Genomic DNA, 19,721 nt, shown 5'->3' on the forward strand with positions numbered 1-19,721 from the left:
CCCACAACGCGCCACCACAGCGCGACACAGGCCCCCGTATCAACGAACGGATTCGGGCCTCAGAAATCCGCCTGATCGGGGCGGACGGCGAAAACGTTGGTGTTGTTACGCCAGATCGCGCAATGGGCATGGCCGCTGATGCCGGCCTTGATCTGGTAGAAATCTCGCCAAACGCGAATCCGCCAGTCTGCAAGATCATGGACTTTGGTAAGTTCAAATACGAGACTCAGAAAAAAGAAGCTGAGGCTCGTAAGAAGCAGAAGATCATCGAGATCAAAGAAGTTAAGTTCCGTCCGAACACGGATACGAACGACTACAACGTCAAGATGCGCAATGTCTTCAAGTTCCTCGAGAACGGCGACAAAGTAAAAGTCACCCTGCGGTATCGCGGACGTGAAATGGCGCACCAGGATCTGGGCCGTCAGTTGCTGGAACGTGTTGCTGAAGACACCAAAGAAGCAGGCCGCGTGGAAAACTTCCCGAAAATGGAAGGTCGCCAAATGGTTATGCTGATCGGACCGCTTCCGAAGTAATCGCAGTATTGAGCGATCCTTCTAGAGAAATCGAAAACCCCGCGCTGCAAGGTGCGGGGTTATTCTTTTGGCTTACCCCTTGGGTGATGCCGCGCGGGGCTTTCCTTGAGTAGCCCGCCAACGCCCATTCCAGCGATGTCATGATCTGATAAATGCATGCCACAGATCGTCCGTTCGACAACCCAATCCGCCCCGTTCAATGCCAACGACCGTGCGCAGCCCGGCAAACCGATAACTGGTTTTTCCCCGATCTCGCCCACAAACAAAAGGTTTCCCGGATCAACCGGCATGCCAAACCGCGTAACTTGCCCGCCTGCGATCCGCACTGCCTGCGGTGCCACATCATAACCGTCAGAGGTCGCAGAGCCTGTGAGGATCATAATCATCGTGCCGGATGCGGCGGAAATAGCTGCAGCCAACGCAACCTCCGTATGATCCACGACAATCCGCCGCGTCAGGGATGCGCCTAACCGATCAAGGCGCGTCGCCATGGCTGCCCGTCCTTTCGGGTTTGGCGCTTCCGATCCGATCTGCGTTTCGATCAAAGTGATGTCGGTGTGTTGCGCATTGAGCAATGCGAGCGGCATCGCAGCATCCACAGCCCGCGCAATGTCCAGCTCCGCCACCGCATAGCTGATGATCTTGATCGTTGCCACCATGTCGCCTGCGACAACACGTTGGTTTTGCGGCTGAGTGGCGATCGTGATCATCGGGTTGATTGCATTGACTTTTTCAATTGATTCAACGTCGCATCGGAAGATGCCGGGCATTGTCGCGATCACATTGACCCGCCCTGTTGTTGCGGTCGTCAATCGTAAGCCGGGAGCAGGCGCAAATGCTTCGGCCAATCGCTGAGCCGCCACATCTTCGTGCAAATCCCCGACTTCAAGCTGTGCGACGACGACGTTTTCCGCGCCTGCCGCCGCGAGCAACGCAATGTCGTCAGTTTTTAATACCTTGCCCTTCCGCAAGCGCCCGTTCGGCAGCTCCGCCGAGTGAGCCAAGATTGCGCCCGCTGCGTCCTGCAATGGAACTGGACCAAATTTCATGCGCGGCGCAACACGTCGGTGACTTGCGCCATAATACTGACGGCGATTTCCGCAGGCGATTTCCCCCCGATATTCAAACCAACTGGTGCATGGATTCGCGCGATTGCGGCCGCATCAAATCCCGCGTCTTCGAGCCGTGTGACCCGTTTGGCATGCGTCCGCGTGGAGCCGAGGCAGCCCAAATAGAACGCGTCGGATTTCAGGGTCGCCATAATCGCCGGATCATCGAGCTTGGGGTCATGGGTCAGGGTCACAACGGCCGTCCGTGCGTCGGGCTTCAGCGCTACCAATGCTTCATCCGGCCAATCGTCGAGAATAATCTCACCCGGAAAACGGTCTTCGGACCCAAACGCCCCGCGTGGGTCAATGATGGTGGGTGCATAACCGCAGGCGTGAGCCATTGGCACAAGGTGCTGCGCGATATGAACGGCACCAACGATGATCATCCGCAAAGGTGGGTTGTGGATACCGACGAAGGTGCGCCCATCGTCCTCAATGCCCGATTTGTCGGACCTGAACCGGTTCACGAATTCCGACGCGTTTGTCGTGCGCCGCATATCGTTTTCCAGATCAACCACATAGGCAATGGGCTGCTTCGCCTCTGCCGCGGCGACCAATTCTTCAAGAATTGAAACGGGCATAGCTCCACCGACAGGTTCCACAAGAATGCGGATACGCCCGCCGCAAGCAAGGCCAACGGCAAAGGCTTCATCGTCGCTGACTCCATACTCTAACAGGCGCGGTTTCCCGTATTCCAACGCTTCTAACGCTTCAACGATCACCGCCCCTTCGACGCATCCGCCGGATACGGACCCTTCCATTGCTCCGTCACCGTCGATGACAAGCAGACTGCCCACAGGCCGCGGCGCTGATCCCCATGTCTCAACAACAGTTGCGATCGCCACTTTGCGCCCTGCCCGATGCCAGTTGAGGGCCAGTTTCGTGTACTGTGTTTCAGCCATGGTGATCTTTCTTGTTACGGGTATGGGCCAGCGACCAACCCAATTTCGTCTCATCTGGGCGCGGGGTCTGATCGATCAAGGACATGAACCTTTGTTTGTCGCCCCCATCGTGCGGCTGCATCAACGCATGCGCCACCCCTTCCAACGATGCAATGTTGTGACCAGCCCGAAAAGTGTCCACGTGAGGTAGCATCTGGGCGATACCGCGTGCTTTGGGCGCAAAACCGTCATAGCGCAACAGCGGGTTGAGCCAGATGACCTGTTTGGCAGTCAGCGACAAACGCTCCATGACTTTTGCCAAATCCGCATCGCCGTCACGATCCAGCCCGTCAGTGATCAGCAGCACAACGGCACCCTGCCCCATGACGCGCCGCGACCAGTCGCGATTAAATCGGTCCAGACAGGCCGCGATCCGCGTCCCGCCTTCCCAGTCCTGCGCTTGTGCGCCGGCGGCAGCGAGTGCTGCGTCCACGTCGCGGGTCCGCATGTGGCGGGTGATATTGGTTAGCTGAGTACCGAAAGTGAAGGCGTGGACATGCGCCCAGCCCTGCCCCTGTTTGTTTGCAACAGCATGAACAAAATGGAGCACTGCCCGCGAATATTGCGACATCGACCCCGAGATGTCGCAAAGCACCACGAGGTTGGGATAACGGATACGCGGACGCTTTGTGCGGAACTGGTTGATCTCGCCGCCCGTGCGCATGGCGCCGCGCATCGTCCCGCGCCAGTCAGGCATCCGCCCCGGCAAGGCTTGCGTCCGGCGGCTAAGGATTGGTGGCACAGGCAGGCGCATGGTCGCGAGGATGCGTTTGGCGCGGGCCATTTCAGCGATGCTCATCTGTTCAAAGTCGAGCGTCTTCAGGTGTTCTTCGCCCGACGTTGTCCGGCTCGCGTCGATATCGACTTCGACCTCGTCCTCGTTGGTTTTGCCGTCGGGCAATTCCGGATCTTGTTGGTCCAACAACGCCTGAGCCGCGCGTCGTTCCGCCGCCACGGCCTGCCGTTCTTCCTGCACACCACGCACGGCCGGTGTGAGAAACGCCATCATATGTTCCATGAACTGCGGGTCGCGCCAGTACAGTCGGAAGATTTGCGCAAAGACCGCGCGGTCCTCGGGTTTGGAGACGAAACAGGCGTGCAGCGTCCAGTAGAAATCGACCTTGCTGGTAAACCCCGCCGCCGACACCGCGAGGATTGCGTCGGTGATCCGGCCCGGTCCGATGTTCAGGCCCGCCCGCCGTAAAGCACGGCCAAAATGCGTGATGTTTTCTGCGAGCTTGGGATCGTCGGGCAAAGATAATGGAGGGAGTTTCATGGCGCAATCGCTGGGGGCTTCACGCCCCCAGCCCCCCGTGGGATATTTGAGACCAAAAGAAAGGGATCATGCCGGTATGCTTGCGCGTGCGTCGTCGAGGATTTTCTTGGCCTCTGATCCTTGCAGCCGTTGGATGTCGTCCTGGTATTTTAAAACCGCGCCAAGGGTGTCTGCGATAACTTCGGGAGACAGCGTCAGCACGTCAAGCGCAAGCAGGCATTTGGCCCAGTCGATCGTTTCAGCGACACCCGGCTTCTTGAACAGGTCTTCAGCGCGCAGGCGTTGGACGAATGCCACGACTTCTTCAGACAATTGCTTGGTAGCTTCCGGAGCACGCGATTGCAGAATTTCCATTTCACGATCAAAATCGGGGTACCCGACCCAGTGATATAGACAGCGCCGTTTCAGCGCGTCGTGGACTTCGCGCGTGCGGTTAGAGGTCAGGATCACGATGGGCGGTTCTGGTGCTTTGATCGTGCCGCGTTCGGGGATTGTAACTTGGAAATCGGAAAGCGCTTCGAGCAGGAAAGCCTCAAAGGGTGCGTCGGTCCGGTCAATTTCGTCGATCAGCAGCACGGGTGCGCCGCCGTCTTGAGGCATCATCGCTTCTAACAAAGGGCGCGCGATCAGGTAGTCGTCGGAAAACAGGTCTTCTTTGCTCTCGCCTGCCCGTATCGCAATCATCTGGGCTGCAAAATTCCATTCATAGACTGCTGACGATGCATCGAGCCCTTCGTAGCACTGCAGCCGGATCAGACGTTTCCCCAAACTGGCAGCAATAGCCTTGGCGATTTCCGTTTTGCCTGTGCCCGCTTCGCCTTCCAGAAACAGGGGCCGCCCCAATCGTTGTGCCAGAAACGCCACCGTTGCCAATGGCCGATCACAGACATAACCGGTCTCGCCGAGTTCGGCTTGGACTGCGTCGATGGTTTCAAAGGTCATGGTAGTCTCCCCGCTAGTGCATAGAACTGCACCCTGTGCGGCTGTCGTCAAGTGACCCCTTAGTCGTAGTCAGCAACTATGCCTCTACGTCGTGATCGACGATCCGTGACGTCAGGATGTGATCTTCCCATTCATCTGCGATCTTCAGGTAGCGTTTGGCGTATCCTTCGTTCTCGAAGCCCAACCTTGCCAGAAGACGTCCGCTGCGTTCATTGCGCGGCATATAATTCGCCATGATCCGGTTGAGGCCAGCATGCGCAAAGACGAACGGGATGATTTCGGCGAGAGCTTCGCGCAGGATGCCTTGGCCCTGATGGGACAGATCGACCGAATAACCCAAGTGGCACGCTTGAAAAGCACCCTTCGCGATATTGGTGAAGTTGCAAACAGCAGCGATGTCATCCGCCGTATGACAGCGCACTGCGAAATGATAGGATTGCCCAGACGCGTTTTGCGCGGCCTGATCTGCTGCCCGTTTCTGCCAAGCGTCGTGGCTGTGATACCCCGTCGGCCTGCGCGGTTCCCATGGCGACAGATGTGCATGGTTGCGCGTATAACACTGGTGCAGCGCCCTCGCATCCGTTGGCGTCACAAGCGCAATTCTGGTGCGAGGGCTGGCAAATGGCGTCATTCTGGGCGTCCTGAATAGCGGAATGTCTCGGCTGAACTTAACTGAACTTGGCCCCATGATCACAGCCCATTGTCATGCACAGCTTGCGAGCGTAGGTTTTGCGCAAATTGCTTGAGGAGGCTTCCATGAAAGATGCAGCAACAGATCACAAGTCAGGCTTTGGCCCCGACCTGAATGCATTTGATTGGGAAGACGCACTACGTCTCGAGGATCAGCTAACTGAAGACGAACGCATGCTGCGCGACGCCGCGCGGACGTTTGCGCAAGATGTATTGCAGCCGAAAGTGACAGCGGCGTACCGCGACGAAACAACTGACCCCGGTATTTTCAAGCAAATGGGCGATGCGGGCCTTTTGGGGGCTACGGTTCCTGAAGAATATGGCGGGCTGGGTGCGAATTACGTGACCTATGGTCTCATCGCGCGTGAAATCGAAAGGGTGGATAGTGGCTATCGGTCCATGATGTCTGTGCAATCATCCTTGGTCATGTATCCAATTCAAGCTTACGGGTCAGAAGAACAGCGTCAGAAATATTTACCTGGCTTGGCGGCTGGTACATTGATCGGCTGTTTTGGCCTGACCGAACCTGATGCCGGATCAGACCCTGCAGGGATGAAAACGACGGCGAAGAAGACAGACGATGGCTACGTGTTGAACGGATCCAAGATGTGGATTTCCAACGCGCCGATCGCAGATGTGTTTGTGGTTTGGGCCAAGTCGGAAGCCCACGGCGGCAAAATCCGCGGCTTTGTGCTGGAAAAAGGGATGGAAGGTCTGTCAGCTCCGAAAATCGGCGGCAAGCTGTCCTTGCGCGCGTCGATCACCGGCGAGATCGTGATGAAAGACGTGGTCGTATCCGAAGATGCGCTGCTACCCGGTGTCCAAGGGTTGAAAGGGCCGTTTGGCTGTCTCAATCGGGCGCGTTACGGCATTTCATGGGGCGTGATGGGTGCGGCAGAGTTTTGCTGGCACGCCGCGCGCCAATACGGACTTGATCGCAAACAGTTCAACAAACCTCTTGCCCAGACACAGCTGTTCCAGAAGAAACTCGCCGATATGCAGACGGAAATTTCACTGGGATTACAGGGTGCGCTGCAGGTCGGTCGCCTGATGGATGCAGGCAAAGCCGCACCAGAGATGATCAGCCTGATGAAACGCAACAACTGCGGTAAGGCCTTGGACATCGCGCGAATGTCGCGTGACATGCATGGCGGCAACGGCATTTCCGATGAGTTCCAGATTATGCGTCATATGGTCAATCTAGAGACCGTGAACACCTACGAAGGAACCCATGATGTGCACGCGTTGATCCTCGGGCGCGCACAAACGGGACTTCAAGCTTTCTTTTGATCCCGAAACACCGCAAAACTGGCCCATGACCCGCCCAATTTCGCCACATTAACGCGCAATAACGGATCACCCGCTGCTGGAGACAACCATGAACAAAGATAACCGAATTGACATCGATTCCGGCCTGTCAGGCTTGGAAGGAGATGCGTGGTTTGTCCAACTTGAAGAAGTTGCAGAGGACCTTGGGTACTTCGAACGGCTTGAAAAGCATGCGGCGGCCTTCATTGATGCAGGTCCCAAGCTGCTTGTCACCTTCGAAAACGCCGATACGATTCAGGACACAAGCAAAGAAAACGAACCTTTCGGGTTCACCTTTGTCCGTGAAGAAGGTTGGTCGCATCTTGGGATCTATGCCCAATCCGAAAGCTGGTATCGCGAAAAACGCATCTACGGTTATTTTGATCGCCTGATCGACGATGGCTTCTTCGAAGACTTTGACGAAGTCTTGTTTTATGGTGCGGATTCAGGTGGGTATGCAGCGACAGCTTATAGCGTTGCAGCGCCCGGTTGCCGCGTTCTCGCGCTGCGCCCACAGGCGACGCTTGACCCGCGCATTGCCGGGTTTGATCAACGCTACCGCGATCAACGGATCAAGGATTTCTCGAGCCGCTATGGCTACGGGCCGGATATGATTGATGCCGCTAAACAAGCGTATATCGCGTTTGATCCTCATCAGCTGATGGATGCCGTGCATGCTGCGCTCTACACAAAACCCAGCATGACGCCCTTGCGGTGTCATGGTTTGGGCGGGCGGTTGTCCCGCTCTCTAGAGGGCATCGAAATTCTTGATGATTTGGTAGTTGGCGCAATGGATGGCACGCTGACGCCGCAAAGCTTTGGCAAATTGCTACGGGCACGCAGGTCTTACGCGCCATACCTGCGCAACCTGTTCAACCAAACCATGAAACGGGATCGTCTGGATTTGGCCGTCAACGTTTGCGCGCACGCGATCAGAACGGGCCACACCCGCTTTTTCGATGAACAACTCGAGATCCTGAAAGAACAAGGGTATCACCCTTACCGCCCAGTTAAGATCAAAGCGGCCGAATAGCCCCGAAATGACAAAGGCGGCAACAAAAGTGCCGCCTTCCCTTCAGTGCTTCCAAATATAGCAAATTAGAACGTGGCAGGTTCAATCGCGACGGGAATGTTTACCCCTGTTTCGGCCACAGAAGAACTACTGGACAGGATGTATGCCGTGTCGAGCGCAGGCAGATATGCGTAAAGCAGCGACACGCCGTATTCATCCGTAGGCCAGCGATATTCGACGACCGCGTGGATCGTTTCATAATCGCACCCGGAAATCCGCGTTACGGGCGCGTCCAAAAAGAACACGTCGTAAAGTTCAGACCGTTGGTCCCCATCGGGAAAAATGTTTGTGGTGCTGCCTGACCAGAAAGTCCCCACTTCCGGTGCAGGCAGCGCCGCAGATGCTTCGTCAAACACGATTTCAAGGCGCGAGGAGCTTTCCGGACGGGCCGCGACAAGTGTGACCTCTTCGGTGAAGTAAAGCCCGTGTTGTCCGGTGAACTTAATAGTCAGATCTTCTGACGCATAGGTTTCCGTGACTTCAACAAGCCCTGCTCGCGTCCTGCGCATTGCAACGGATGATTGGTTTTCGAAAGTAACAATGATCCCACGACGCATGTCTTCTTCGTTTAGACAGGCAGCGTTAACACTATTTACCCCGGCTACCACCATCAACGCGGCCCCCACCGCGTATCTGACTGTATTCAACATCTTTGCCCTTTCAATTGAGCCACCATCACCGTCACACAATCGCCACATCCTTGCCAACCCGGCGCGAGCCGCAGAACAGTTCTTTGTCAATATGGAAACAATCGATTGAATCGATTTCCATCTTATGAATAGTTCGTTCACCACCCCGATCCTAGGCAGAGAACAGGCCAAATCATAGCAATTTCGTATAGAATAAAGGATTACGCGCACGATACGTCGTTGAAGGTGCGGCCTCACAGTTCGACGGAACATCGCGAAGCGGGGCCTGTGAACGGCTACGTTAGAGCCCCACAGCGGCGCGCATGGGCAATCTCTGATCCGGCAACAGATGCCATAGTTTTGGCACAATTGACCACGTAGAGGCGGCCAAATCGTACCAGCCGCTATCACTTTTCGATCTTTTTGCCCCGTGCCGCATCAAAGATTCGCGTGCCAAAATAGCCAAGGCTAAACCCAACGGTCAGCCCAATCGCATTGCCGCTGTCAAAAATGGACGCCACAAACGCCGCGATAATCAAGCAAATCAGGACGGTGATTGCCCGATGTTCGACCGCATCGATTGGTAAGACTTTGCGCAGCTTTGCGATAACGGGCTTACCGACAACCGGCTCTAGCTGCGGTACCAAGAAACCGGCGGCAGCAGCGATCAAAAATCCAAGCATTATTCGTCCCCTTTATTGTCCCAGAGTAAGCGTAAGCTGTGCAGGCCGTTCCTTTCAACCAACATTGTGATCTTTGCCCTTTCGGTGTAACCGGACTGCATGAAAGATAAAGCGATTACCGAACTCACAATCCGGCGTCCGGATGACTGGCATCTTCACCTGCGTGACGGCGCAATGTTGCAAGCGGTGCTGCCTGAAACAGCCCGTCATTTTGGTCGCGCGATCATTATGCCAAACCTTGTGCCGCCAGTCGTGACAGCGGACCAAGCCCGCGCCTACCGCGCGCGCATTATGGCCGCCCTGCCCGCCGGCATGACGTTTGATCCACTGATGACGCTCTATCTGACTGAAGACACAGACCCCGAAGATGTTGCAGCCGCTTATGCGGACGGCACCGCCCGCGCAGTCAAACTGTATCCGGCTGGTGCGACAACAAATTCGGCATCCGGTGTGTCCGATTTCGATAAAGTCCGGCCAGTTTTGGCCAAGATGGCCGAAATCGGGATGCCGCTGTGTGTGCATGGCGAAGTCACGAGCCACAACATCGATATCTTTGATCGCGAAGCGGTGTTTATCGACAAGGTGCTCAAGCCGATCCGCAAGAAGAATCCAGATCTTAAGGTCGTGATGGAACACGTCACAACGCAAGATGCGGTTGATTATGTGCGCGACAATAATAAAAACCTTGCTGCAACGATCACCACGCATCACCTGATCATTAACCGGAACCACATTCTGGCCGGCGGGATCAAGCCGCACTTCTATTGCCTACCAGTGGCCAAACGTGAAACACATCGCGTCGCATTGGTGCAGGCCGCTGTGTCTGGCGACAAACGCTTCTTCTTAGGCACCGATAGCGCGCCGCACACGGACCCGAACAAGCTGCAAGAATGTGGGTGTGCTGGTATTTTTACCGCACCCAACACCATGTCCTGCTTGGCAGAAGTGTTTGAAGCGGCCGGCGCATTGGACAAGCTTGAAGCATTCACGTCGTTGAACGGTCCATCTTTCTACGGTCTGCCTGCCAACGAGGCGACGATCACGCTGACTAAAGGCGAACCTGTCAGCTACCCCACCCATATCGTCACGGACGACGGCCCCGTGACCGTGTTTAACCCGGGCTTCCCGCTGCATTGGGATGTTTCCGTTTAACCCCGATTTTCTAAAAACCGATGCCTCCGGCAGAGGTATTCTGACCAGAAGAAGATGAGACCCACATGATCCCGACCTCCTACCCGCCCAAAGAAGAAATCGCGCGTTTGACGGCCGGGATGTTGATTGAAATTGGTGCTATTGATTTCAACGCGAAAGAACCGTTTACCCACGCCTCGGGCAAACAGGCGCCGACCTATGTGGATTGCCGTAAACTGATCTCTTTTCCGCGCATTCGTGCGACGTTGATGGATTTTCTGACCATTACAGTGATGCGTGAGGCTGGTTTCGAACAGTTCGACAACATTGCAGGTGGCGAAACCGCGGGCATCCCGTTTTCCGCACTTGTGGCCGAACGCATGGCACTGCCGATGACATATGTGCGCAAAAAACCAAAAGGTTACGGGCGCAACGCCCGCATCGAAGGTGTGATGACTGAAGGCCAGCGCGTGTTGTTGGTCGAAGACCTGACCACCGATGGCGGGTCGAAGCTGTCGTTTGTCGACGCAATCCGTGACACGGGTGCGACCTGTTCAGCAACAGCGGTGATCTTCTATTACGGCATCTTTGACGGTGTTGAAAAAACGCTGGGCGATCACGGCGTGCAACTGATCCATCTGTGCACATGGTGGGATGTTCTCGCCGAAGCAAAACGGCGCAATGCCTTTGACGCCGCGACCTTGTCCGAAGTGAACGCATACCTGCATGATCCGGACGCTTGGTCGGCATCGCGGGGCTAGGCCACAAGAAAACTTATCCCCAAGCCTGTGGGTGAAACGCATTTTGTGCCGATTCCTTTGCCACTGAATACCCCCAGTGTTGTGAGTTGCTGACACGCGACCACAAGCTGTGGTATACTGTTTCAGGATGGCAAGTTACGCACAGCGTTGTCCCGGAGTTATCCCCCATCATTTCCAGATGGCGCTGAACAATCAGCCACGGTAGATACAGCGCGGGACTACATAGGGGTGAAAAATGAACGAGATTGCGACATTCAACGCAACCGGAGAGGACGTGGAAACGGCCAATCAGATGCCACATTCCATCGAAGCGGAACAACAGCTTCTCGGTGCTATTCTAACCAACAACGATGTGTTTGACCGAGTGGCATCCATCCTTGGGCCCGATCATTTCTACGATCCTGTACATGCCCGCATCTTTGAAGTCGCCGCATCGCGGATCGCCAAGAACGCGCTCGCGTCACCTGTGACGTTGAAGACATTTCTCGAAGACGATGCAGGCCTGCAAGAACTTGGCGGTCCGGCCTATTTGGCCCGGCTGGCTGGTGCGGCGATCTCTGCTTTCGCCGCAGCTGACTACGCGCAAATGATTTACGATCTGTCGGTCCGCCGCGAATTGATCACCGTCGGCCAAGCGATCGCTGAGAAGGCCGCGAAGGTGGACGTAAAAAGCGAACCGCGCGAACAGATTGTTGAGGCAGAACAGGAACTTTACCGTCTGGCCGAACAAGGCACGTCTGAAAGCGGTTTCCAAAGCTTCCTGAAAGCCGTGACCGAGGCTGTGAACATCGCGAACACCGCCTACCAGCGCGATGGCGACTTGTCCGGTGTCTCTACCGGTTTGATCGACATGGATAAAAAGCTGGGCGGCTTACACAAATCCGACCTTTTGATCCTCGCCGGTCGTCCGTCGATGGGGAAAACATCGCTGGCCACGAACATCGCTTATAACGTCGCAAAGGCCTACAAAAAGGGCATCCTGCATGACGGGTCCGAAGGGGCTGTCAACGGCGGTGTCGTGGGATTCTATTCGCTCGAGATGTCGGCAGACCAGCTCGCCGCACGTATTCTATCCGAGGCTGCAGAGGTGCCATCAGAACAAATCCGCCGTGGTGACATGACGGAAGCTGAATTCCGGCGGTTTGTTGAAGCGGCGAAGCAGCTCGAATCCTGCCCACTTTTTATCGATGACACGCCTGCTCTGCCGATTTCCCAGTTGGCCGCCCGTGCCCGTCGTTTGAAACGGACACATGGTCTTGATTTGTTGATTATCGACTATCTTCAGCTTGTGCGCGGCACCGGTCGATCCGAAAACCGTGTGAACGAAATTTCCGAGATCACGATGGGGATGAAAGCGATTGCGAAGGAATTGCAGATTCCGGTGATCGCACTGTCCCAGCTTTCGCGACAGGTGGAAAACCGCGAAGATAAACGCCCGCAGCTGTCGGATTTGCGTGAATCGGGTTCGATTGAGCAAGACGCCGACGTCGTTATGTTCGTGTACCGCGAAGAATACTACGTCGAACGCGAAAAACCGGGCGATCACGAGATGGAAAAGATGGCCCATTGGCAGGAACGCATGGAAAACCTGCACGGAAAGGCAGAGGTCGTGATCGGCAAACAACGGCACGGTCCGATTGGCACGGTCGAGTTGTCGTTCGAGGGGCAGTTCACGCGCTTTGGTAATCTTGTCCAGCCTTGGCAGAACCCGAACCAGTCCGAAGAGTTCTGATGTGACGCCATTTGAGGTTGCACATTTGCGATCTCAAACGGCAAACACTCCTAACTCAGCGCCCAAGAAATTGTACTTTTCGAACCTAAGCGGGGTTTTGCACTGCGGCGGGTTCTGCCGTGGTCACGCGCTGGTACAGATGCCAACTCGCGTGTCCCAATATCGGCATTGCCACAAACAGCCCCAAGAAGAACGGCAACATCGCGATCAAAGTAATCACCGCGACGCTGATGCCCCAAATCAAATAGACCTGCGGTTTGCCGACAACTGCACCGATTGAAGTGATGATCGCTGTTACGAAATCGACGTCACGATCAAGCAGCATCGGCATGCCGAGCACTGACATCGCAAAAACGATCATCGCAAAAACACCGCCGACGGCGGTTCCGAAACCTAGCATCATCAGTCCAGTCGGACTTAAGAACACATCCAAAGTGGACAGCACGTTTGTCATTGGTGAAAGGCCAAGGAAAAGCGCGAATATCATGTGCCCAAGAAAGAACCAGAACAGAAAAACCACCACGATGATCGCTGCCAACCAAGGCAACTGCCCGCCGCGTTGCGTCCAAACGGACCGCGTTATCGCGGCAAATGTAACGTCGTCGTCATCTTGAAGACGTTTGCTGGTCTCATAAAACCCAAGTGCCGCCAAACTACCCACTAACGGGTACCCCATAACGGCCAGAATTAACCAATATGTCGTCCCTGTGAGAACCGTAATTCCCGCCATCAGCAAACCTGCCAACACAAAGAAACTTGCGAAAAACAGACCAAGACCAGGTGCGGCGCTAAAGTCTTTCAGACCTGATCGCAGGCTTTCGGTCAGATCGTTGAATGTCGGTGCGCGCAGGGTTGGTGCGCCATGGGGGCGTGGTTGTGTCATGATCTGACTATGCCAAACCGGCGGAAAAAGTAAACGCAACTGCCTCGTGATTTGTTTTTTCACCCACCGCCCCCTATCTTTTGACGAAACCAGAGGGGGACCATCATGGTCAAAGACACTGATCCCGCGAACCTGAGCCGCTCGCAGGCCCACGCGTTACGACATGCCCGCGAATTGGAAGGCCATTTGACGTGGCTTGATGGGATCACAGGGACGGCGCTTGGCGTGCTGGCCGTCGCATCTGGCATCTACACGTATCTCGGTGTTTCATCGCTTCTGGATGATAATGGCGCGCTGAGTTTTATTGCGGCGATGGCCTATTCAGTCGCTGTTTCGGTCGCGATTTTCGTTTTCTGGTCCTACCTGATGCGCCTTCTGCCAGCCGTCCGTACGATGGGTGCGCGGATCGGGCTGTTCCTATCGATGTGTTTGGGATCGCTTGCGATTATCGCGATGTCGTCGTGGTTGAATGCGGCCGCGTTGGCCGGGGCTGCCGCGGTAGAACAGCACCTTGCGACGACAGTTCAGGATTATCAGGCCGCATTGGAACGCGCCAATACCATCGCCGTATCGGGCCAAGGCCTGCAACGTGATGTCGCGCGGGTCCGGCAAGGGTTTGACGACCTGAGCGAACAGGAAGCCACCGGGAATTTGTCAGGTATCGCAGGCCAAGGCGCTGTGTTCCGGTTGTTGCAGCAAAAGTCAGATGAACTTGCAGGGTTGGAGACACAAATCGCGTCACAACAACCCTTCGTCGATGCGGCATTCGCTGAAGGCAACGCCATCCTGTCGCGGATGCGAGCGTTAACTGTTGAGGCGGGACCGGTTGAACCCCGTTCTGTCTTATTCTCCGAAGAAGCCGTGCGCCTTGCGAACATCATCACGCAACTGCGCCAGCTGTCCGTTGCCCCGCTTGTTGTGCGCGCCGCCCAAGATTTGTCGGCCTCTGTCGTGACCCCGCAATTGCGATCTACATCCGACGCCACACGCCAAGACCAAGCCGCAACAATCGATTCCGTATTAACCGTGTTGGGGCAACGGGCAGAGACTTTGCGCCTTGCTGCCGAAGCTGTAAACGGCATGACGCCGCCGTCCGATACCGTTTACACGCCGATTTCAACTGCTGACGCGGTAATCAAATACGCCGCGAACTTCATCCCGAGCTGGGCAGGCGCCATTGCGATTGACCTATTGCCCGCCGTTCTTGTGCTGATCATGACCGTGACCCAAGCCGCAATTCGTGCGGGCCGTGACGGATCAACGACCGAAGATATGATGACGCTTGCTGACTTGCGCGCAGCGATGATTGCGCTGAAAGAGGTTGAAGGTCACACCAGCGTCAAAGCCCCTGAACCGATCGCAGAACCACATCCCATCCCTGCCCCGCAGCCCGTCCCAATGACAAAGCCCGCGGAATGAGCAAATCGGCGAAACGCGGCCCGGGAACGCTGCTGAAACTGGTCCTGTTCATCCAGCTTGGCTTTGCCGTGATGCTGTTTGGCTCCGATTTGGTGCGGGTGCTGCCGCAGGCGATGTCGCCGTCGGATGCCCCGCAACTGACCGAACCCCTGCGCCCCGGTGATCAAACGCGTAGGTTCAATCCTGCGCAGGTCCCTACCCGCGAAGCATCCCCCAATTCGCGCCCACTGCCCAATACCGGCGATATGCCATCACGGCTGTTGTTCGAAAGCGTACAGTGGGAAGGCCGCGATGTGGTGACGATGACCGGAGAAATCCAACCGGGCGATGCCGCACGGTTTGATGATTTTATCGACCGTGAAGGTGCACCAGAAGTGGTCTTCCTGAACAGTCCCGGCGGATCGGTCACCGATGCGTTGGTCATAGGCCAAACGATCCGCGACATGGAATCCGAGACCGCCATGTCCGACGCCGATGTCTGTCTGTCCGCATGCCCTTATATTCTGGCAGCAGGCACTACCCGCGATATTCCCGAAGGTGCGTGGGTGGGCGTTCACCAACATTTCTTTGGCGAAAACATCGCTCTGCCCGCTTTTCTAGCCGTTGAGGACATTCAGCGCGGTCAGGGCGACGTCATGACGTACCTCGACAAAATGGGAATCGATCCGCTGGTGATGCAGCACGCCCTAGTGACGCCGCCCGACGAAATCTATTTGCTAACCCAAGCCGAACTGCGCATCTATGATTTTCTACCTGAAATCGCCGATGATACCGCCAACTGACAGCTTTTTCTTGACCTCCGCCCCCGGAGTGACAAAAGGGGTCGCATGAGCACTGGACACTTATCAATCGACCTTTCCGCCGTGGCCGCCAACTGGCGTGCCCTTGACGCAAAAACCACCGTGGAAACGGGGGCTGTCGTTAAGGCAGACGGCTATGGATTGGGTGCGGCACGCGTTGCAAAGGCTTTGGCCGATGTCGGTGCGCGTCGCTTTTTCGTGGCGATTGCTGAAGAAGGTGCAGCTGTCCGTCAGGCATTGGGACCGGACGTTGAAATCAGCGTATTCTCTGGCCACATGGACGGCGACACCGCTTTGATCCGTGATCTGAACCTGACGCCGATGTTGAATTCTGTGGATCAGGTGTCGCGTCATCTGGAACATCTGCCCGGCCACGGGTTTGGTCTTCAGCTTGATACCGGTATGAACCGTCTCGGAATGGAATGGGACGAATGGGCCGCTGTTGCCGAAGTTGTGCTGGCACAGCGCCCGTCCATGGTGATGAGCCATCTGGCCTGCGCCGACGATCCCGATCACCCGATGAACCCGTATCAATTGGATATCTTCCATAAAATGACCGACGGGATCACCACGCCACGCTCCCTTTCTGCGACGGGTGGGATGCTTTTGGGTGCGGATTACCATTTCGACATTTGCCGTCCGGGGATCGGCCTTTACGGCGGCGCGCCGTTTAAGGATGCCCGCGCGGTCGCGCGACTTGATCTGCCCGTTATTCAGGTCCGCGCCTTGGACGCGGGCGAAGTCGCAGGCTACGGCAATTCGTGGCAGGCCGCGCGTCCGTCGCGCATCGCGACTGTATCCGCTGGCTACGCAGACGGATTGATCCGCGCGATGTCAGACCGCGCCACGCTTTGGTACGACGACCACCCCTGCCCGCTGATCGGGCGCGTGTCGATGGATTTGCTGACTGTAGACGTCACCGATCTTGGCTTTGATCCAGAGGCGCTGACAATTCTTGGGCCAAAACAATCGGTAGATCAATTGGCCGACCGTGCAGGCACGATTGGTTATGAAATCCTGACATCGCTTGGTAACCGCTACAGCCGCCAATCCGTCACAGGATGATGTTTCTGGCCGCGATAGGTGCGGCAATGCTTGGGGCGCTTGCGGCCCTTGGTCGGTTTACGATTTTCACCGGTCAAACGATCAGCCACCTCGTACGGCCTCCGTTTTATGGGGGCGCCTTTGGTCAGGCGCTTATTCAAATCGGTTACTTTTCACTGCCTGTTGTCGGTCTGACCGCGTTCTTCACCGGCGGTGCATTGGCCTTGCAAATCTATTCTGGCGGTGCGCGTTTCTCGGCAGAGGCAGTTGTCCCCCAGATCGTGGCCATTGGCATGGTCCGAGAATTGGGTCCTGTATTGGTTGGCCTGATGATTGCTGCACGCGTGACGTCGTCCATAGCCGCTGAAATTGCCACGATGAAAGTGACCGAACAGATCGACGCATTGGTCACACTGTCCACGCACCCGATGAAGTACCTGACCCTGCCCCGCGTGTTAGCTGCAACGTTGATGATGCCGCTTCTGGTTGCCGTCGGGGATACCATCGGGATTTTCGGCGGTTATCTGGTCGCCACTCAACGGTTGGGCTTTAATGCGGCCAGCTACATTCAAAACACAGTCGATTTTCTCGAAGCTTTGGACATCGCGTCTTCGTTGGTCAAAGGCGCGGTCTTCGGTTTCATCGCAGCGCTTGTAGGATGTTACTACGGTATGCACTCCGAACGTGGTGCGATGGGCGTGGGGCGCGCGACAAAGGGTGCTGTGGTTGCCGCGTCAGTTTTGATCCTAGCTGCCAACTTCTTCCTCACAGAAGCGTTCTTTAGCACATGATTACCCTATCCGGCGTTCATAAGACCTTTGAAGGCAATCACGTCCTGCGCGGCGTGGACCTATCGGTTGGGCGCGGCGAAAGTATGGTCATCATCGGCGGGTCTGGATCTGGAAAGTCTGTGCTGATCAAATGTATACTCGGGCTCCTGACGCCGGATGCGGGTCAGATCACGATTGACGGTGCTGCGATGACGCCGAAAACCCAAGCTGGCTTTCTGGATCGTTTCGGCATGTTGTTCCAAGGTGGCGCGTTGTTCGACAGCCTGCCCGTTTGGCAAAACGTGGCGTTCCGCCTGCTGCGCGGACCACGTAAGGCGCAGGCCCGTGAAATTGCGATTGCGAAACTCGCGCAGGTCGGGCTGACCGCAGTTATCGCGGACCGCTATCCATCAGAACTGTCGGGCGGCATGCAAAAACGTGTCGGGTTGGCCCGTGCGATTGCGGCTGATCCGGAAGTGATTTTCTTCGACGAACCGACCACGGGACTCGACCCGATTATGGCAGGCGTGATCAACGATCTGATCCGCAATGTTGTGACTGATCTGGGTGTCACGGCCGTGACGATCACCCATGATATGACGTCGGTTGATACGATCGCGGATCACGTCGCAATGTTGCACGACGGGGTCATCCGCTGGACTGGACCGAAAATGGCGATGAGTGACGTTGATGATCCCCACCTGAGACAGTTCATTGCTGGTTCGACAGATGGGCCGATCAAAGCGCGCTGGTAACTGCGATTCGTTCGAAATTGCCGACTGTTTCGATCAATCTGTCAAAAAGAAGGCAATTGTGACACTTTGCGCAACAACTCTGACGTGAATGTCATTGTTTCAGATTTGGCAACGGCTTGACCTTGACGGATGTTAACCATTTTCCCTTAGAATGCGGGCGATCAGACCTGCCCTGCCATCAAAGACAAAACACGTCACGCGCGAACCAAGAGCGCAAATTAATCGCAATTCGGAAACAATACCGGATCATTTTGCGCCCTGACCGCACCTGAAAGCGTAACAGTCGCTTCTTGTCCCCAATTCCCCTTTGGCAGTTGGCGAGTCTTCGCCTATCTTAAGGACATCCTAAGCATTTGGGGGAATGCACCTTGTTTTTGTTTCTGCGCAATTTGGCGCGCATGTGCCACGCGCTTTCATTGTTTCTGGTTGCTGCTATCGCATTGGCGTTGGCCTTTTACACCATCATGTGTGCGTTTGGGCAGTCGACTTGGCTGACGATGCCTTTGACATTTGGCGAAACCACAATCCCCGAAGCAGGCATGTACCTACAAATCATTCTGACCGTGCTTGTCGGGTCAATGGCTTTTTATCTACCGACCAACACGCGGATCATGGCGCTTGAAAACAGCCACCGCAAATTCCAGATTTCGATGCACGATGTGGCCAAAGCCTATCACGAAGTGCATACGGCCGACCGGTCTGGCGTTTTCACACTGTCATCCGAATTTGATGCCATCCGCGAACGCTTGGCCTACCTGCGTGACCATCCGGATATGGAACAGCTGGAACCATCGGTGATGGAAGTTGCCGCCCAAATGAGCCAGCAATCACGCCATCTGGCAGATGTTTATTCAGATGAAAAAGTTGCGCGTGCCAAGGCGTTCTTGGTTCAGCGTCAGGAAGAAGCGGAAAAGCAGCAGGAACGTATCGTTGAAGCGCTGCATGCCTGCACTGAAATTCGCAAATGGGCACAACAGGTGGAACTTGAAGAAAGCATCGTCGCGTCGCAACTGGCCCAGCTTGATGAAAAACTGCAAAAGGCCCTGCCCGCTTTGGGGTATTCGCTAGAACATGACGATGGTGATGAATTCATGGAAGACCTCACCATGCCGGATGTGAAAAAGGACGTTGACAGCAACGTGCTGATTTTAGCACAAAAGCCAGCCGCTGAATAACCCGCCCTTGCACAAAGGCGGAACGCATCACCATCTATGATCAAGCGACATAAATGGTGAGTGCGTAC

The 19,721-nt window shown here is 55.7% G+C and carries 20 protein-coding genes; 12 read left to right on the forward strand and 8 right to left on the reverse strand.

Going from position 1 to position 19,721, the window contains the following annotated elements; translation table 11 throughout:
• Positions 1–38 precede the first annotated feature (38 nt).
• Complete coding sequence (infC, locus tag AC0L7R_RS10910) at positions 39–533, forward strand: translation initiation factor IF-3 (RefSeq protein WP_473660398.1); 495 nt, start codon at positions 39–41, stop codon at positions 531–533.
• Between the two features lie 59 nt (positions 534–592).
• On the opposite strand, the gene AC0L7R_RS10915 is transcribed toward infC, so the two are convergent.
• The 5 genes from AC0L7R_RS10915 to AC0L7R_RS10935 form a co-directional block, all read right to left on the reverse strand.
• Positions 593–1,582 carry a molybdopterin-binding protein gene (locus AC0L7R_RS10915; RefSeq protein ID WP_473656911.1) on the reverse strand — a complete coding sequence of 330 codons (990 nt, stop codon included), beginning with the start codon at positions 1,580–1,582 and terminating at the stop codon, positions 593–595.
• Positions 1,579–2,544: an XdhC family protein gene (locus AC0L7R_RS10920; protein WP_473656912.1), complete on the reverse strand. Its 966-nt coding sequence runs from the start codon at positions 2,542–2,544 to the stop codon at positions 1,579–1,581. The genes AC0L7R_RS10915 and AC0L7R_RS10920 overlap by 4 nt, the downstream gene beginning before the upstream one ends.
• Positions 2,537–3,859 carry a VWA domain-containing protein gene (locus tag AC0L7R_RS10925; RefSeq protein ID WP_473656914.1) on the reverse strand — a complete coding sequence of 441 codons (1,323 nt, stop codon included), beginning with the start codon at positions 3,857–3,859 and terminating at the stop codon, positions 2,537–2,539. The genes AC0L7R_RS10920 and AC0L7R_RS10925 overlap by 8 nt, the downstream gene beginning before the upstream one ends.
• 66 nt (positions 3,860–3,925) lie before the next feature.
• Positions 3,926–4,801: an AAA family ATPase gene (locus AC0L7R_RS10930; RefSeq protein WP_473656915.1), complete on the reverse strand. Its 876-nt coding sequence runs from the start codon at positions 4,799–4,801 to the stop codon at positions 3,926–3,928.
• 76 nt (positions 4,802–4,877) lie between these two features.
• Entirely contained in the window at positions 4,878–5,432 is a 555-nt protein-coding gene (locus tag AC0L7R_RS10935) for a GNAT family N-acetyltransferase (RefSeq protein ID WP_473656916.1), read from the reverse strand.
• Between the two features lie 125 nt (positions 5,433–5,557).
• On the opposite strand from AC0L7R_RS10935, the gene AC0L7R_RS10940 reads away from it, so the two are divergent.
• Both AC0L7R_RS10940 and AC0L7R_RS10945 read left to right on the forward strand, forming a co-directional pair.
• Positions 5,558–6,781 carry an acyl-CoA dehydrogenase family protein gene (locus AC0L7R_RS10940; RefSeq protein ID WP_473656917.1) on the forward strand — a complete coding sequence of 408 codons (1,224 nt, stop codon included), beginning with the start codon at positions 5,558–5,560 and terminating at the stop codon, positions 6,779–6,781.
• Positions 6,782–6,869: 88 nt separating this feature from the next.
• The gene (locus tag AC0L7R_RS10945; RefSeq protein WP_473656918.1) at positions 6,870–7,832 is read left to right on the forward strand and encodes a phosphoadenosine phosphosulfate reductase; all 963 of its coding nucleotides are present in this window, start codon (positions 6,870–6,872) and stop codon (positions 7,830–7,832) included.
• Between the two features lie 65 nt (positions 7,833–7,897).
• Here the strand turns inward: AC0L7R_RS10945 and AC0L7R_RS10950 are convergent, their stop codons facing one another.
• A complete protein-coding gene (locus AC0L7R_RS10950) occupies positions 7,898–8,521 on the reverse strand; it encodes a hypothetical protein (RefSeq protein ID WP_247126878.1) in 624 nt (207 codons plus the stop codon).
• A 386-nt stretch (positions 8,522–8,907) separates the two neighbouring features.
• Positions 8,908–9,183, reverse strand: coding sequence for a hypothetical protein (locus AC0L7R_RS10955; RefSeq protein WP_473656919.1), 276 nt, complete (start codon positions 9,181–9,183; stop codon positions 8,908–8,910).
• 99 nt (positions 9,184–9,282) lie between these two features.
• Between AC0L7R_RS10955 and pyrC the strand changes: the two genes are divergently transcribed.
• The 3 genes from pyrC to AC0L7R_RS10970 all read left to right on the forward strand — a co-directional run bounded on the left by pyrC (position 9,283) and on the right by AC0L7R_RS10970 (position 12,807).
• Positions 9,283–10,335: a dihydroorotase gene (gene pyrC, locus AC0L7R_RS10960; RefSeq protein ID WP_473656920.1), complete on the forward strand. Its 1,053-nt coding sequence runs from the start codon at positions 9,283–9,285 to the stop codon at positions 10,333–10,335.
• 65 nt (positions 10,336–10,400) lie between these two features.
• On the forward strand, positions 10,401–11,075 hold the full coding sequence (locus tag AC0L7R_RS10965) for an orotate phosphoribosyltransferase (RefSeq protein WP_348107293.1): 675 nt from the start codon (positions 10,401–10,403) through the stop codon (positions 11,073–11,075).
• Between the two features lie 235 nt (positions 11,076–11,310).
• Entirely contained in the window at positions 11,311–12,807 is a 1,497-nt protein-coding gene (locus tag AC0L7R_RS10970) for a replicative DNA helicase (RefSeq protein WP_247126874.1), read from the forward strand.
• Between the two features lie 85 nt (positions 12,808–12,892).
• On the opposite strand, the gene AC0L7R_RS10975 is transcribed toward AC0L7R_RS10970, so the two are convergent.
• Positions 12,893–13,690 carry a DUF2189 domain-containing protein gene (locus tag AC0L7R_RS10975; RefSeq protein ID WP_473656921.1) on the reverse strand — a complete coding sequence of 266 codons (798 nt, stop codon included), beginning with the start codon at positions 13,688–13,690 and terminating at the stop codon, positions 12,893–12,895.
• A 105-nt stretch (positions 13,691–13,795) separates the two neighbouring features.
• Between AC0L7R_RS10975 and AC0L7R_RS10980 the strand changes: the two genes are divergently transcribed.
• The 6 genes from AC0L7R_RS10980 to AC0L7R_RS11005 all read left to right on the forward strand — a co-directional run bounded on the left by AC0L7R_RS10980 (position 13,796) and on the right by AC0L7R_RS11005 (position 19,653).
• Positions 13,796–15,109 (forward strand): hypothetical protein, encoded by a 1,314-nt coding sequence (locus AC0L7R_RS10980; RefSeq protein WP_473656922.1) that lies wholly within the window; start codon positions 13,796–13,798, stop codon positions 15,107–15,109.
• Positions 15,106–15,891, forward strand: coding sequence for an ATP-dependent Clp protease proteolytic subunit (locus AC0L7R_RS10985; RefSeq protein WP_473656924.1), 786 nt, complete (start codon positions 15,106–15,108; stop codon positions 15,889–15,891). Before AC0L7R_RS10980 ends, AC0L7R_RS10985 begins: the two co-directional genes overlap by 4 nt.
• Before the next feature lie 45 nt (positions 15,892–15,936).
• Entirely contained in the window at positions 15,937–16,974 is a 1,038-nt protein-coding gene (alr, locus tag AC0L7R_RS10990; protein WP_473656925.1) for an alanine racemase, read from the forward strand.
• Positions 16,971–17,744: an MlaE family lipid ABC transporter permease subunit gene (locus AC0L7R_RS10995; protein WP_473656926.1), complete on the forward strand. Its 774-nt coding sequence runs from the start codon at positions 16,971–16,973 to the stop codon at positions 17,742–17,744. Before alr ends, AC0L7R_RS10995 begins: the two co-directional genes overlap by 4 nt.
• The gene (locus tag AC0L7R_RS11000) at positions 17,741–18,478 is read left to right on the forward strand and encodes an ATP-binding cassette domain-containing protein (RefSeq protein WP_473656927.1); all 738 of its coding nucleotides are present in this window, start codon (positions 17,741–17,743) and stop codon (positions 18,476–18,478) included. Before AC0L7R_RS10995 ends, AC0L7R_RS11000 begins: the two co-directional genes overlap by 4 nt.
• 368 nt (positions 18,479–18,846) lie before the next feature.
• The gene (locus AC0L7R_RS11005; RefSeq protein ID WP_473656928.1) at positions 18,847–19,653 is read left to right on the forward strand and encodes a DNA repair protein; all 807 of its coding nucleotides are present in this window, start codon (positions 18,847–18,849) and stop codon (positions 19,651–19,653) included.
• Positions 19,654–19,721: the final 68 nt, after the last annotated feature.

Source organism: Yoonia sp. D2-7 (assembly GCF_055809435.1).